The 15,537-nt window shown below is 43.1% G+C and carries 13 protein-coding genes, 3 rRNA genes and 2 riboswitches; all 16 genes read right to left on the bottom strand.

Features of this window, described 5'->3' with window-relative positions; translation table 11 throughout:
• Positions 1-6: 6 nt before the first annotated feature.
• Positions 7-744: an ABC transporter ATP-binding protein gene (locus MKX47_RS00325; RefSeq protein ID WP_340769942.1), complete on the bottom strand. Its 738-nt coding sequence runs from the start codon at positions 742-744 to the stop codon at positions 7-9.
• Positions 745-766: 22 nt separating this feature from the next.
• On the bottom strand, positions 767-1,453 hold the full coding sequence (gene tenA, locus MKX47_RS00320) for a thiaminase II (RefSeq protein WP_340769940.1): 687 nt from the start codon (positions 1,451-1,453) through the stop codon (positions 767-769).
• Between the two features lie 92 nt (positions 1,454-1,545).
• Positions 1,546-1,633, bottom strand: a riboswitch (TPP riboswitch).
• 70 nt (positions 1,634-1,703) lie between these two features.
• Positions 1,704-1,792: riboswitch (TPP riboswitch) on the bottom strand.
• A gap of 86 nt (positions 1,793-1,878) precedes the next feature.
• Positions 1,879-2,751: a 16S rRNA (cytidine(1402)-2'-O)-methyltransferase gene (gene rsmI, locus MKX47_RS00315; protein WP_340777669.1), complete on the bottom strand. Its 873-nt coding sequence runs from the start codon at positions 2,749-2,751 to the stop codon at positions 1,879-1,881.
• Positions 2,732-3,010 carry a GIY-YIG nuclease family protein gene (locus MKX47_RS00310; protein ID WP_340769938.1) on the bottom strand — a complete coding sequence of 93 codons (279 nt, stop codon included), beginning with the start codon at positions 3,008-3,010 and terminating at the stop codon, positions 2,732-2,734. Before MKX47_RS00310 ends, rsmI begins: the two co-directional genes overlap by 20 nt.
• Positions 2,994-3,743 carry a tRNA1(Val) (adenine(37)-N6)-methyltransferase gene (locus tag MKX47_RS00305; RefSeq protein WP_340769936.1) on the bottom strand — a complete coding sequence of 250 codons (750 nt, stop codon included), beginning with the start codon at positions 3,741-3,743 and terminating at the stop codon, positions 2,994-2,996. The genes MKX47_RS00310 and MKX47_RS00305 overlap by 17 nt, the downstream gene beginning before the upstream one ends.
• Positions 3,744-3,817: 74 nt before the next feature.
• Complete coding sequence (yabA, locus tag MKX47_RS00300; RefSeq protein WP_340769934.1) at positions 3,818-4,177, bottom strand: DNA replication initiation control protein YabA; 360 nt, start codon at positions 4,175-4,177, stop codon at positions 3,818-3,820.
• Between the two features lie 24 nt (positions 4,178-4,201).
• A complete protein-coding gene (locus tag MKX47_RS00295) occupies positions 4,202-5,017 on the bottom strand; it encodes a PSP1 domain-containing protein (RefSeq protein WP_340769933.1) in 816 nt (271 codons plus the stop codon).
• Positions 5,010-6,014, bottom strand: coding sequence for a DNA polymerase III subunit delta' (gene holB / locus MKX47_RS00290; RefSeq protein ID WP_340769931.1), 1,005 nt, complete (start codon positions 6,012-6,014; stop codon positions 5,010-5,012). The genes MKX47_RS00295 and holB overlap by 8 nt, the downstream gene beginning before the upstream one ends.
• Before the next feature lie 128 nt (positions 6,015-6,142).
• Entirely contained in the window at positions 6,143-6,580 is a 438-nt protein-coding gene (locus tag MKX47_RS00285; RefSeq protein WP_340769929.1) for a YaaR family protein, read from the bottom strand.
• Between the two features lie 95 nt (positions 6,581-6,675).
• Positions 6,676-7,005 carry a cyclic-di-AMP receptor gene (locus MKX47_RS00280; protein WP_340769927.1) on the bottom strand — a complete coding sequence of 110 codons (330 nt, stop codon included), beginning with the start codon at positions 7,003-7,005 and terminating at the stop codon, positions 6,676-6,678.
• Positions 7,006-7,074: 69 nt separating this feature from the next.
• Positions 7,075-7,701, bottom strand: coding sequence for a dTMP kinase (tmk, locus tag MKX47_RS00275; RefSeq protein ID WP_340769924.1), 627 nt, complete (start codon positions 7,699-7,701; stop codon positions 7,075-7,077).
• Positions 7,702-7,721: 20 nt separating this feature from the next.
• Positions 7,722-9,143 carry an aminotransferase class I/II-fold pyridoxal phosphate-dependent enzyme gene (locus MKX47_RS00270; RefSeq protein WP_340769922.1) on the bottom strand — a complete coding sequence of 474 codons (1,422 nt, stop codon included), beginning with the start codon at positions 9,141-9,143 and terminating at the stop codon, positions 7,722-7,724.
• Positions 9,144-9,432: 289 nt separating this feature from the next.
• Entirely contained in the window at positions 9,433-9,732 is a 300-nt protein-coding gene (locus tag MKX47_RS00265) for a cupin domain-containing protein (protein WP_340769920.1), read from the bottom strand.
• Positions 9,733-10,502: 770 nt separating this feature from the next.
• Positions 10,503-10,618 (bottom strand): 5S ribosomal RNA (gene rrf / locus MKX47_RS00260).
• Between the two features lie 61 nt (positions 10,619-10,679).
• A 23S ribosomal RNA gene (locus MKX47_RS00255) occupies positions 10,680-13,607 on the bottom strand.
• 215 nt (positions 13,608-13,822) lie between these two features.
• A 16S ribosomal RNA gene (locus MKX47_RS00250) occupies positions 13,823-15,375 on the bottom strand.
• Together the 16S, 23S and 5S rRNA genes form the textbook arrangement of a ribosomal RNA operon.
• Positions 15,376-15,537 lie beyond the last annotated feature (162 nt).

Raw genomic sequence — 15,537 nt, 5'->3', positions numbered from 1 at the left:
CATCTGCTAATCCATTTCACTAGAAATCTTCCTTTCTAGCATTCTTCTTAGAGCAATCCCCGTTTCCGAATAACTCATTTCATTCATGCGAGGTCTTGGCAAATTAACAGTGATTTCCTCTATGCTTTTATCTTGATGCAATATGATAATGCGATCGCTTAATAAAATCGCTTCCTCTAAATCATGGGTAATAAAGAGCACCGTTTTCTTTAGTTGCTGCCACATCGACAAGAGCCAAGTTTGCATTTCCTTTTTCGTAAAGGTATCCAACGCGCCAAAGGGTTCATCCAGTAATAGCACCTCTTTGCCTGTTAAAAGCGCTCTTAAAAATGCTGCACGCTGTCTCATGCCACCTGATAATTCCTTTGGATAGGCATGTACATAATCCTTTAAGCCCACCCGCTCCAGCCAGACAATCGCTTGTTCTTTTGTGAGCATAGCATTGTTTTGAATTTCTGCTGCAATCATGACATTTTCCAAAATGGTGCGCCATGGTAAGAGCAAATCCTTTTGTGGCATAAACCCAACATCACCCGGGGCTATTTGGCGATTATCCATCAGAATTTGCCCCTCATCTGGTGTCAGTAGTCCCGTCATCAATTTAAAAATAGTGCTTTTCCCTGTCCCACTTCTACCAATGATTGATACGAATTCTCCCTGCTTGATATCCAAATTCAGATTCGTGAAGACAGGCGGGGCGTCCTGCTCAAAAGCATAGGTTACGTGCTGTATGCTAATTACCATTTTTATCACCTACTCAACCAAACTAAATCGGCCAATCCTGTTTGTGATAGTTCATATCCCAAAATAAATACTCGTACTTCGATGTCATTTGGAAATGCTTTTCTAATTGGGCAAGCTCTCGTTCAGGCTTGCCATCCGCTAGTTCGTCCATGACATCAATTAACCATTTTGCACCATTGCCAAATTCCTCTGAATCATAGGTTTTAATCCATTTCGCATAAGGGTTATTCGCTAAATCATGACCGTACTGCGCTCTTAACAGCTTGCCAATTTCCCAATAATCCCATGCACAAGGTAAAAGACATGCTACTACTTCTGCTAAACTACCGCTCTGTGCAGCATTTAACATATAATTTGTATAGGCTAGGTTGGCAGGTGTTGGCTCAGTCGCCTCTAAATCTTGCGCCGTAATCCCAAATTCAGCTGCAAATTGGCGATGCAAATCCATTTCAAAATGGAGGGTGTCATTTAAGATGGCTGCAAATTTCGCCATCATGTCAAGATCTGTCGATTTCACAGAGGCAATAGCGAATAGCTTGGCATACTCCATTAAATACACATAATCTTGCTTCATGTATTGGATAAATTGCTCCTTATCAAGTGTCCCCTTTCCAAGCTCCTGTACAAATGGGTGTTGATGATTCGCCTCCCAAATAGGCTGTACATTTCTAAAAAGTCGATCTGTAAATTTTTCTGTTTTTACTTGCATGATGTGTTCCTCCTTATTCTTAACCAATAATTATCAAAATAAAAACCACTTCCTCAAATCGGAAATGGTTTCGTTGCATATGTGATCTATCCATACACGCGAAACTACTTCCCTACGCTAGTCCTAACTAGATCCGGTTCAAAGGGTGCTTCTCAGCCAATGGCGCCCCCAGTAGTTTAACAATCTATTCAATTTCTTAGACAAATAAAAAACCCACTCATTTTCGTGAGTGGGGAATGTATACGTATCCTATCAACATGCCTCACTTCCCTACGCTAGTCCTAACTAGATCCGGTTCAAAGGGTGCTTCTCAGCCAAATGGCGCCCCTAGTGTTATCAGTGCTATTTAATTTATCTCTATCATATCATGGTGTTTATTTTATGCAAGTTGTTTTGAAAAAATAGTACTTTTTTCCATGATGTTATTACTCGCGATGGTAGTCGTTATAGACATCTCTTTTCGAAAGCCCGCGCAATTTCGCGACTTCTTTAATTGCCTCTTTAGAAGATACTTGAGTTTCTTCTATTATATAGTTTACATGTTGCTCTAATGTCAGGTCTGTCCAATAATTGTCTTCTTCTTCAATTTCACCCGAGGTATTCCCTTCAACAACGACACAAAACTCACCGCGAATTTCATTGGTGCTTGCCCATTCAATGGCTTCTTCGATCGAACCACGTAAAAATTCTTCAAATTTCTTCGTTAATTCCCGCGCTAATGTTATTTGACGATTGCCAAGAACAAGATGCAAATCCTTTAATGTCTCTTTTAAACGATGCGGTGCTTCATAAAATAAAAGTGTTTCTTCTCGCTTGCTTAATTTTTCAAGCTGTTCACGACGGTCCTTTTTATTACGATTTAAAAAACCAAAGAAATAAAAGGGCTGCGGTGTAATCCCTGATGCAATCAGTGCGGTTAATGCAGCATTCGCTCCTGGGATGGGGACAACAGCAAAATCTTCTGCAATTGCCTTTGCTGCAATATCTGCTCCTGGATCTGATATACAAGGCAATCCTGCATCACTAACAAGCGCGACCGATTTCCCTTCACGCAAAAGTGCTAATAATTTTTCGCCACCTACTTCTAAGTTATGCTCATGATAACTTATTAGCGGCGTTTGAATATCAAAATAGTTACAAAGTTTTCTCGTATTACGTGTATCCTCTGCTGCAATGATATCCACTTCTTTTAAAATACGTAGTGCACGCATTGTCATATCTTCTAAATTGCCAATCGGCGTTGCCACTAAATATAAGCAACTACCCTGTTCATGCTGGCTACTTTTCTGCGATTTCATCATGCACCCTCCTCATATATTCGAGCTTTTTTGCCCGTGTTAATTGTTTAAAGGCATATTCTGCTGACATTGCTTGCTGTTTCGTATCAAATGTTTCATAGTACACACATTTTACCGGGCCACGTGCACGTGTATATTTCGCACCCTTGCCTGCATTATGCGCGGTTATTCGCTTTTCTAAATTATTCGTATACCCCGCATACAGCGAGGCATCCCTACATTCCAGCACATAAAAATAATGCTCAGTTTTCGTCGCCATATAATAACGCCCTCACTTCTGGCGTGTATTCATTATTGTCTTCATATACATAAAGCGGAGGTAACACTTTCAAATCGGGCTTACCATCTTTCATTGCCTCAATCAACAGTGTATTCGCTTCCTTACCACGCTTCGGATAGACAAATTGAATACGTTTTGGTTCTAATCGATTGGCACGCATGGCCATTATGATATCTATTAAACGTCCTGGTCGATGTACAAATGCCACCTTCCCGCCTTGCTTTAATAAGCGACTGGAGGCTTCTACTGCCTGCTCTAATGTTAAATGAATTTCGTGTCGCGCAATCGCATAATGCTCACTCGTATTTTTTTCACTTAGTTCATGTGCTAAAAAGTACGGTGGGTTACAAGTCACCACGTCATATTTTTCAATGCCTAATGTTTTCGGAGCGTCGTTCACATCACCGAGCTGCATCTCAATTTGGTGTTCTAGTTGATTGTAGGCAATACTGCGCGTCGCCATATCATGTAGCCGCGGCTGCAATTCAACCCCGGTAATTTTTGCCTTCGTTCTGGCACTTAAAAATAATGGAATTACCCCATTGCCGGAACAGAGATCAACAATATGCCCTTTATTTTTTGGAATTTGCACGAAACGCGCCAATAATACCGCATCTAATGAAAAAGAAAAAACAGATGGACTTTGAATAATCCGCAAGTTTTCTGCAAGTAAATAGTCTAAGCGCTCATCCTCTTTTAACCATTTTTCCACTATTATATCCTCCATAAATACATCTTCCATTAACAAGGAGGTGTCCCAGAAATATTTCTCGGACACCCCCTTCGTTAACCATTTTGTTTATTTAAAAATGATAGACAGAACAAACAATCTTCACCTTTACGTGAGCCCCCGAAATGCACATGACAGACGTGGAAGCCTTCGTTATAAAGCCTTGCTAAATTGTCGTAGCCCTCTCCAATATCCACGGACTCTTTTTTCAGTTCCGTTTTTTGTGGATTTGCACTTACCTCTTTGGCTAATAGCTCCTCTAAACGCGTACGTAGGTGAAGGTTTTCCGTTTGAAGCGTCTGATGCTCCTCCATCATATGCGCAACAAATTGCTTTAACGCATTAAATTGCTGCTGCATTGATTCAAGCTGTTGTTCGAACTCCATAACAGTATCTAAAAAATTACGGTCCTTCACGCAAGCCACCCCATTAATTTCTATCTATATAAGATTTTTCTCACCTTGCAATAACTCTTCAAGTGTATATTCAACCATACGCTCATGCTTCGTTAAATATACTTGAATTAATCGTTCTAATACATTTAAACCAACAACTTTTCCTTCACCTTCTGGAGTCATTGTTATTTCACCGATATCTGGCATACCTTCTTTGGCGATTTCGTAATCGTCATTTTCATACTTTAAGCAGCACATTAAGCGACCGCAAAGCCCGGAAATTTTCGTTGGGTTTAGTGATAAATTTTGGTCCTTAGCCATTTTAATCGACACCGGATCGAAATCCCCTAAAAATGTCGAACAGCATAGCATTCTTCCACAAGGTCCAATACCACCAAGTAATTTGGCCTCATCACGTACACCAATTTGACGCAGTTCGATACGTGTGCGGAAAACACTTGCTAAATCTTTGACAAGCTCGCGAAAATCGACACGTCCCTCTGCTGTAAAATAGAAAATAATTTTATTACGATCAAATGTATATTCTACGTCAACAAGCTTCATTTCAAGCGAGTGTTCAATAATTTTCGTACTCGCTAAGTCAAACGCGCGCTTGGACTCAATTGCGTTTTCTTCTACTTGAAAACGATCGCGCTCATCGGCAGGGCGAACAACTTGCTTTAATGGTAAAACAACGTCATTTTCTCCGACTTGACGCATTGGCACAACTACCTTGCCATATTCAATACCGCGTGCAGTTTCTACGATGACATATTCTCCAACCTCTAAAATATAAGCTGCTGGATCAAAATAATATATTTTACCCGCTTTTTTAAAGCGAACTCCGACTACATTATACAAATGTGTACCCCTCCTGAAGATTCAGCATTAGCTGTTCCATCAACAACGTACGATTCATATTACGATTTAAATTCGCACGCGCTTGTAATACAGACTGCAATTGGCGTGATAATTTATCATACGTTAATGTCAATGTGATGTCATTAAAGCGTTGATACATATCAGGATATGTGCACGTCGAGTTTTGATTTGCTTTAATCGCTACCATATCACGATACGCAAACAATAACAAATCGAGTGCCTGTTCCATTGCCTCTTTCTCTTTGAAAAGAGGCAACCATTCGTCATGTACGAATAGTAAAGCTTCATGAACATTTTGATGAACGATCTCTACTAATTTTAACACTGTTTTTCGTGCAAGTAAAAACTGCTCATCTTTAGAGAGCTCAAATGCTGTATCTAGATCATTTGTTACCATGCTTAATGTCGCTGCCATCGAAGCGGTTACGCCTTGACTTTCTAGGCTTTCAACCAATGTTTCTCGCGGTGCCCTCGCAAATTTTATATGCTGACAACGCGAGCGAATTGTTGGGATTATCGCTTGAATTTGCTCGGTTAATAGAATCGCCACAACTTGTCCATCTGGCTCCTCTAAAAACTTTAATAGCATATTCGCTGAGGCAACATTTAATTTATCGGCATGATGTAGCACATAAATTTTCTTACCTTCTTCAACACCTGTCATTTTCATTTCAGCAAGGAGATCCCGCACTTGATCAATTTTAATAAACTGCCCGTCCGGCTCGACTTGCTTAATATTTGGGTGATTACCCGAATCAATTCTTCGGCAATTTCGACATGTTTCACATGGAACATTATTTGACAAATTTCCACAAAGGAGAAGTTTCATAAAAAACGAGACAACATCGCGTTTGCCCGTACCTTTTTCGCCTTCAAAAATATAAGCATGCGCTAATCGATTTTTTTCGACAATCGTTTGTAGCTGCTTCATAACTACAGGCTGAAGCTTCGTTAGCTGTTCTATTGTTCGTGTCATTTCCTTCACCTTTTTCGTTTGTTGCTAAAATTTATCCCTATAAGGTCGTATGTACCGTACCATTCAAATCTATAGGTTCTGCTAGAAAAAAGCCCGTGTCTAGTGCACAACAAAGACACGGGCGCATTTTACATATACAGATTAATTAAAAGTCCTTTAATCTCGCCAATTTTGGCTAATAATTCAATCGACTCTTTTTCTTCATTTAAAATATCCTCAGCTAGCTCGACTAAATGCTCATCGACTGTTTCGACAATTTTTAGGCGACGTCCTTCACCGAAACGATTCCATGTATGGGATTGCTTCATTTCTAGACCATAATCAACCGCCTCTTGTAAAAAGCGCTTCACGAGCATTTTAAAGCGCGCTAATTCGCGTAAATTACGAGAGCGAGCGACACGATCACCAGCTGCTGAAATATCACCTAATAGTCTCGTTAATTGCTCCGTTTGCATTTTCGAACCTTGTTTTACGACCATTTCACCGAAGCGATTATTCGTTTGATTATTTTGACGTATATTTTGATTCGGGTTTAAATTCATCCGGAGATCTTGATTTATTTTCATTTACCTAACGCCTCCAAAAATCAAATAGGCCTCGGCATCGTTGTGTCTCATTTCATTTGACATTTGCCAGAGACTTAATTTCTTTTAATAAGAAATTAAAAATGATGGAACTGCTCGATTGGTAAAACAAAGACAATTGCTCCCCCAACTTCAACTTCAACAGGGTACGGGATGTAGGAATCGGCGTTTCCTCCCATTGGCGACACAGGAGCAACCATTTGCTCGCGTGATCGACAGTTTTCACGAATAATCTCTAATAATTTCGGGATTAAAGTATCATCCGTACCAATTAAAAATGTCGTATTTCCAGATCGTAAAAAACCACCTGTACTCGCTAATTTCGTCGCACGATAATTATTTTTTGTTAATGCATTTGATAGACGGTTGCTATCTTGGTCTTGCACTACAGCTACTACTAATTTCATCCGTACTCACCCCTTCATTGAATTGGTGCCTCTATTATATCATAAATAAAAGCTACACTTCATTTACTTTTACCCTAATATTGGATTTAAAATCATCCATACCTCTTCAATCACTTGCTCTAGTGGCTGATCCGCATTGATCACTTTGAAACGTTCCGGATAACGTGCCATGACAATTTCATATCCTTCGTACACTTTGTGATGGAATGCTAACCCTTCCGCATCTAGCCGGTTTATTTCATCTGTACGTGTCGCTTGAATACGCGCCAGGCCTTTTTCTGGTGCAATATCAAAGAAAATTGTCATATCTGGCATGCGCTTACCTATTGCAAATTCATTGATTGCCAATACATCCTCAATCCCAATACCACGTGCATAACCTTGATATGCTAAAGACGAATCAATAAAGCGGTCACATAATACATGCTGACCGCTTTCTAACGCGGGAATTACCTTTTGATAAAAATGCTGCGAACGTGCTGCCGCATAAAGTAGCGCCTCTGTCCTTTCATGCATTGCTGTATGCGCTGGATCTAAAATAACGGACCGAATTTTCTCAGCGATTTCAATGCCTCCAGGTTCACGCGTAAATAAAATATCTGTGCGGTTGTTTAAACGTTCACCAATCGCCTTTAATACACTCGTTTTTCCGGCTCCCTCGCCGCCCTCAAACGTAATAAATAAACTTCTTTGCATATATAGTATTCTCCTAGCACTTATTTTATGACAAATATCAGCTTTTCTAGTAATCGATGCTCCCCTTGGAATGTCGCTCCGATTGCTAATAATTCTTCTAGCTGACTCAATTTTGCAACGGTTATTTTTTCTCCCGGTACAAATAGCGGAATGCCTGGTGGATAGGGGATAATCGTTGCTGCTGCAATACGTCCAATAGCGCGCATATAAGGTACCCACTCTTTTTGAGCCTGTTCAATTTCCTCAAATGTATATTCTGGGCTCGTAATGGCCACCATGTCGAAATTCGCATATTGCACTACTTGCTCTTTATATGGCTGGTCCTTCAAGTAAATAAGCGCCTCTTTCATACGAATGCGTAAATCGGCAAATGGATAACTATCCCCATGCTTTAATAACGGTAAGATGAGCAAAACCTGCGTAGCATCTGCCAACTCTACATAGACACGCACCTTTTCTAGTGCCTCTTTCAATTCAAAGCCTGTATATCCCGGGGCCCGTACTAATAATTTCAACGCATCATCTACCTCTATCACCTGTAATTGTGTAGATGTCGTTAATGATTCGATAAATTGCTGACGCTTATCCATCAAATAATCAAAGTCACTTTCCGTATAATGTGCCACATAGCTACGTGCATCATCTAATGACGCAAGCAACAAATACGACGGACTACTTGATTGTAGCATACGCAAATAATGATTCACCTTTTCTTCACTCACAAGCTGTGATTTCACATGCAAAAATGATGCCATCGTCATAGCAGGCAATGTTTTATGCGCAGATTGTACAACGACATCTGCTCCTAAATCTAATGCCGAAGTTGGAAGCTTTTCTGTAACGGTGAAATGTGCACCATGTGCTTCATCAACTAACACCGGAATTCTCGCTGCATGACAAGCTTCGATTTGCTGTTTGAAATCACGAGCAGTCACACCATAATACGTTGGATATGTAAAGATGGCTGCCTTCGCATAGGGGTAACGCTCGATGGCATCCGTTAACGTAACTCGTTCAACACAACCTGCCGTCTCACTGTTTTCATCCCACTTTGGCGCCAGATAAATTGGTTTCACACCCACTAGCTGTAACGCATGAAAAATTGACTTATGCGCATTCCGCTGAACAAGTACTGTGTCCCCTTGCTTACATATTGCATAAATCATCGCCAAATTCCCTACCGTTGACCCATTTACTAAAAAGAAGCTACGATTCGCACCATATGTTTGTGCCAGTAATTGTTCTGCCTGTAAAATAGCTTCTTCAGGATGATGAAAATCGTCTAATCCTGTTAGTTCCGTTACATCATATGTCAAAGCTCGTTTTATCTCGTTTGGTAATTGTGAAAGCAAACCATTTTTATGACCTGGCACATGAAGTGATAATGGTTCATTTGCGATAAATGTTTTTAATGCTTGAACGATTGGTCGCTCGTTTTTCATTTTGTTCACCTCATTTGTGATTGTACTTCTATTATAAGATGGCATAGGACATCCGACTATGTTGAAACGGTGAATTAATAGAAAAATTGAAAAGGGCTTTACGAGAGTTATTTCAATGCTCTCAGCAAATTGTTTTTTACCCATTAAAAAGCTTCTGATGGCAGTAAACAAATAAATTTTATCTGTTCACCTCATCAGAAGCTTGTGGGATTTATGATGGTATATACATTCTGTGAAACGGAAAGCATCAAGAGCCGTGTCTACATTCACCCTAGACACGCCCTTTTAATTATATGGCGAACTTCATAACGATTAAATCAACATTCGTCACAGCTTGTAGGCTATGCATTTCAAGTGGTTCTATAATTAATACATCCTCTGCTGTTAGCAACTGTTCCTTGCCCTCAATATCAAACTTCACTTCTCCTGAACGCACAATCACAACAACCGTTTCTTTTGCATTATGTGCAGGTACTTGCTGACCCGTTTGTAGCTGAATCGTCAACATATCCATTTTTTCACGTGAATATGCTTTCCCAACTTTTTTCACCTGTTCAGAAAGGACATTTTCAATTCTAATTTTCTCCATACAATATTACCTCGCTTTCTTATATTATTATGCTTACCATACTTGATTTCCAACTGTTTTTCTATGACTTACACATATAAGTGGTAGAGAAATATGGTTTATTAAGCGCCCTTGCTATGATTGAATCATATAGAGAATCGACTTCCTTAAGTATAATAAATACACTCCTGGAAGGGGATTTATATTAGGAACGAGCTATTTAAATTAATACTTTCTATTACTGCCTTCAGTTTTAAACAGATAATAAAGGAATCGTCAGCCGCATCCAACTCCTAAAACTAGGTCCCATGAAATTTGCAAAATCTAAAGAAACTGCAGGCAAAATTAGTAGAAGAACAACTTATTATAACCTTTAAAATGAAAGAGCAATCAAACACAAAATTTTCCATTAGAGCAAGTGATAAGCTATCAAAAACAATGAAAGAAAATCGAAAAAATTGACGAAGCGATTTGCAACGTCAAGATTACTTACAAAAATCTCTACTTAAATTATTTAAAATCATGGCATCATCGGAATTAAAAATTAGTATACCCATAAGATATAAAGAAATCTCCAATTAGCCAAAGCCATAAGTGAGGTCACCTGATCAGAATTTGTGCATATCATTTCGAGTAGAAAAGCTTTTGCCTTCAGTCAGCTCTGATTGCATTACAACTATCATCCCTAAGACGTGATCAATCTCGCCATTCGATCAGTGCAAAGTCATATAATTCATATTTCCTTTTTTTATGCACAAAAAAACCACTGATTGCTCAGTGGCTTTCCAATGACCTAGCGATGTCCTACTCTCACAGGGGGAAACCCCCAACTACCATCGGCGCTAAAGAGCTTAACTTCCGTGTTCGGTATGGGAACGGGTGTGACCTCTTTGCCATCATCACTAGATTAAGTTGAAAGATTCATTCTTTCAAAACTGGATAAACGTTTCATTGATGTTCGTAAACATGTGGTTAAGTCCTCGACCGATTAGTATTCGTCAGCTACATGTGTCGCCACACTTCCACCTCGAACCTATCTACCTGATCGTCTTTCAGGGGTCTTACTTACTTGCGTAATGGGAAATCTCATCTTGAGGGGGGCTTCATGCTTAGATGCTTTCAGCACTTATCCCGTCCACACATAGCTACCCAGCGATGCCTTTGGCAAGACAACTGGTACACCAGCGGTGTGTCCATCCCGGTCCTCTCGTACTAAGGACAGCTCCTCTCAAATTTCCTACGCCCACGACGGATAGGGACCGAACTGTCTCACGACGTTCTGAACCCAGCTCGCGTACCGCTTTAATGGGCGAACAGCCCAACCCTTGGGACCGACTACAGCCCCAGGATGCGATGAGCCGACATCGAGGTGCCAAACCTCCCCGTCGATGTGGACTCTTGGGGGAGATAAGCCTGTTATCCCCGGGGTAGCTTTTATCCGTTGAGCGATGGCCCTTCCATGCGGAACCACCGGATCACTAAGCCCGTCTTTCGACCCTGCTCGACTTGTAGGTCTCGCAGTCAAGCTCCCTTATGCCTTTACACTCTGCGAATGATTTCCAACCATTCTGAGGGAACCTTTGGGCGCCTCCGTTACCTTTTAGGAGGCGACCGCCCCAGTCAAACTGTCCGCCTGACACTGTCTCCTACCCCGCTAAGGGGCATGGGTTAGAAGTTCAATACAACCAGGGTAGTATCCCACCGACGCCTCCTTCGAAGCTGGCGCTCCGAGATCTCTGGCTCCTACCTATCCTGTACAAGTTGTACCAAAATTCAATATCAAGCTACAGTAAAGCTCCACGGGGTCTTTCCGTCCTGTCGCGGGTAACCTGCATCTTCACAGGTACTATAATTTCACCGAGTCTCTCGTTGAGACAGTGCCCAGATCGTTACGCCTTTCGTGCGGGTCGGAACTTACCCGACAAGGAATTTCGCTACCTTAGGACCGTTATAGTTACGGCCGCCGTTTACTGGGGCTTCAATTCGCAGCTTCGCTTGCGCTAACCACTCCTCTTAACCTTCCAGCACCGGGCAGGCGTCAGCCCCTATACGTCACCTTACGGTTTTGCAGAGACCTGTGTTTTTGCTAAACAGTCGCCTGGGCCTATTCACTGCGGCTCTCGTGCGCTTGCACGCTCAAGAGCACCCCTTCTCCCGAAGTTACGGGGTCATTTTGCCGAGTTCCTTAACGAGAGTTCTCTCGCACACCTTAGGATTCTCTCCTCGACTACCTGTGTCGGTTTGCGGTACGGGTACCTCCCACCTCGATAGAGGCTTTTCTTGGCAGTGTGAGATCAGGAACTTCCTCCATACGGAGTCGTCATCACAGCTCAATGTTACAGTACGCGGATTTGCCTACGCACACACCTTACTGCTTGAACAGAGACAACCAACGCTCTGCTTACCCTACCCTACTGCGTCCCCCCATTTCTCAAACGGTGGGGAGGTAGTACAGGAATATCAACCTGTTGTCCATCGCCTACGCCTATCGGCCTCGGCTTAGGTCCCGACTAACCCTGAGCGGACGAGCCTTCCTCAGGAAACCTTAGTCATACGGTGCATGGGATTCTCACCCATGTTTCGCTACTCATACCGGCATTCTCACTTCTAAGCGCTCCACCAGTCCTTCCGGTCTGACTTCAACGCCCTTAGAACGCTCTCCTACCACGCATACCAACGGTATGCATCCACAGCTTCGGTGAATCGTTTAGCCCCGATACATTTTCGGCGCAGCGTCACTCGACCAGTGAGCTATTACGCACTCTTTAAATGATGGCTGCTTCTAAGCCAACATCCTGGTTGTCTAAGCAACGCCACATCCTTTTCCACTTAACGATTACTTTGGGACCTTAGCTGGTGGTCTGGGCTGTTTCCCTCTTGACTACGGATCTTATCACTCGCAGTCTGACTCCCGTGTATAAATATCCGGCATTCGGAGTTTGTCTGAATTCGGTAAAGCGAGATGCCCCCCTAGTCCAAACAGTGCTCTACCTCCGGTATTCTTCATCACGAGGCTAGCCCTAAAGCTATTTCGGAGAGAACCAGCTATCTCCAAGTTCGATTGGAATTTCTCCGCTACCCACACCTCATCCCCGCACTTTTCAACGTACGTGGGTTCGGACCTCCAGTAAGTGTTACCTCACCTTCATCCTGGACATGGGTAGATCACCTGGTTTCGGGTCTACGACTACATACTAATTCGCCCTATTCAGACTCGCTTTCGCTGCGGCTCCGTCTTCTCAACTTAACCTCGCACGTAATCGTAACTCGCCGGTTCATTCTACAAAAGGCACGCTATCACCCATTAACGGGCTCTAACTACTTGTAGGCACACGGTTTCAGGTTCTATTTCACTCCCCTTCCGGGGTGCTTTTCACCTTTCCCTCACGGTACTGGTTCACTATCGGTCACTAGGTAGTATTTAGCCTTGGGAGATGGTCCTCCCGGATTCCGACGGAATTTCACGTGTTCCGCCGTACTCAGGATCCACTCTGGAGGGAATGACTTTTTGGCTACAGGGCTGTTACCTTCTCTTGCGGACCTTTCCAAGTCGCTTCGCCTAAATCATTCTTTTGTAACTCCGTATAGAGTGTCCTACAACCCCAAAGAGCAAGCTCTTTGGTTTGGGCTCTTCCCGTTTCGCTCGCCGCTACTCAGGGAATCGAATTTTCTTTCTGTTCCTGCAGGTACTTAGATGTTTCAGTTCCCTGCGTCTGTCCTCATCACGCTATGTATTCACGTGTAGATACTATCCGATTAAAGATAGTGGGTTCCCCCATTCGGAAATCCCCGGATCAAAGCTTACTTACAGCTCCCCGAGGCATATCGGTGTTAGTGCCGTCCTTCATCGACTCCTAGTGCCAAGGCATCCACCGTGCGCCCTTATTAACTTAACCAAAAGTTAAACTTACTTAAAAAGTAAGATTTTAAGGATATTGCACGATCAATTTCTTGATCTATGTTTGTTTATTACTTATCAATGTCGTTTTATCCAGTTTTCAAAGAACGAAGTTTTGAAGTATTTCATTCAACTAAGAATGAACCTTCAAAACTGAACAGCAAACGTTAATGAGCCCCTTCTCCAAGAGAAGGTTTCCGAATATATCCTTAGAAAGGAGGTGATCCAGCCGCACCTTCCGATACGGCTACCTTGTTACGACTTCACCCCAATCATCTATCCCACCTTCGGCGGCTGGCTCCAAAAGGTTACCTCACCGACTTCGGGTGTTACAAACTCTCGTGGTGTGACGGGCGGTGTGTACAAGGCCCGGGAACGTATTCACCGCGGCATGCTGATCCGCGATTACTAGCGATTCCGGCTTCATGTAGGCGAGTTGCAGCCTACAATCCGAACTGAGAACGGTTTTATCGGATTAGCTCCCCCTCGCGGGTTGGCAACCGTTTGTACCGTCCATTGTAGCACGTGTGTAGCCCAGGTCATAAGGGGCATGATGATTTGACGTCATCCCCACCTTCCTCCGGTTTATCACCGGCAGTCTCCTTAGAGTGCCCAACTAAATGATGGCAACTAAGAACAAGGGTTGCGCTCGTTGCGGGACTTAACCCAACATCTCACGACACGAGCTGACGACAACCATGCACCACCTGTCACCGTTGTCCCCGAAGGGAAAACTGTATCTCTACAGTGGTCAATGGGATGTCAAGACCTGGTAAGGTTCTTCGCGTTGCTTCGAATTAAACCACATGCTCCACCGCTTGTGCGGGCCCCCGTCAATTCCTTTGAGTTTCAGTCTTGCGACCGTACTCCCCAGGCGGAGTGCTTAATGCGTTAGCTGCAGCACTGAGGGGCGGAAACCCCCCAACACTTAGCACTCATCGTTTACGGCGTGGACTACCAGGGTATCTAATCCTGTTTGCTCCCCACGCTTTCGCGCCTCAGTGTCAGTTACAGACCAGACAGTCGCCTTCGCCACTGGTGTTCCTCCAAATCTCTACGCATTTCACCGCTACACTTGGAATTCCACTATCCTCTTCTGCACTCAAGTTCCCCAGTTTCCAATGACCCTCCCCGGTTGAGCCGGGGGCTTTCACATCAGACTTAAGGAACCACCTGCGCGCGCTTTACGCCCAATAATTCCGGACAACGCTTGCCACCTACGTATTACCGCGGCTGCTGGCACGTAGTTAGCCGTGGCTTTCTAACAAGGTACCGTCAAGGTAGCGCCAGTTACTACGCTACTTGTTCTTCCCTTGCAACAGAGTTTTACGAACCGAAATCCTTCTTCACTCACGCGGCGTTGCTCCATCAGACTTTCGTCCATTGTGGAAGATTCCCTACTGCTGCCTCCCGTAGGAGTCTGGGCCGTGTCTCAGTCCCAGTGTGGCCGATCACCCTCTCAGGTCGGCTACGCATCGTTGCCTTGGTGAGCCGTTACCTCACCAACTAGCTAATGCGCCGCGGGTCCATCCTATAGTGATAGCAAAACCATCTTTCAACTTTAAACCATGTGGTTCAAAGTATTATCCGGTATTAGCTCCGGTTTCCCGAAGTTATCCCAGTCTATAGGGCAGGTTACCCACGTGTTACTCACCCGTCCGCCGCTAAATCATAGAGAAGCAAGCTTCTCTATTCATTCGCTCGACTTGCATGTATTAGGCACGCCGCCAGCGTTCGTCCTGAGCCAGGATCAAACTCTCCATAAAAGTAGTTTGAAAGCTCATTTGCTTTGCTAGCGATTCTAACTATTAAGTTAGAAATCATTTTCGCTTCATTTAAGAAGCTGTATTCATTAACGTTGCTTGTTCAGTTTTCAAGGTTCATATCATTGTCGTTTATGACAACTTTTATATCTTATCATCTTTAAA

The sequence above is a fragment of the Solibacillus sp. FSL R7-0668 genome (assembly GCF_038006205.1).
In the GTDB taxonomy this organism is placed as follows: Bacteria; Bacillota; Bacilli; order Bacillales_A; family Planococcaceae; genus Solibacillus.
Note: the sequence above shows the minus strand (reverse complement) of the source record. Positions and strands in the feature narration are given on the sequence as shown.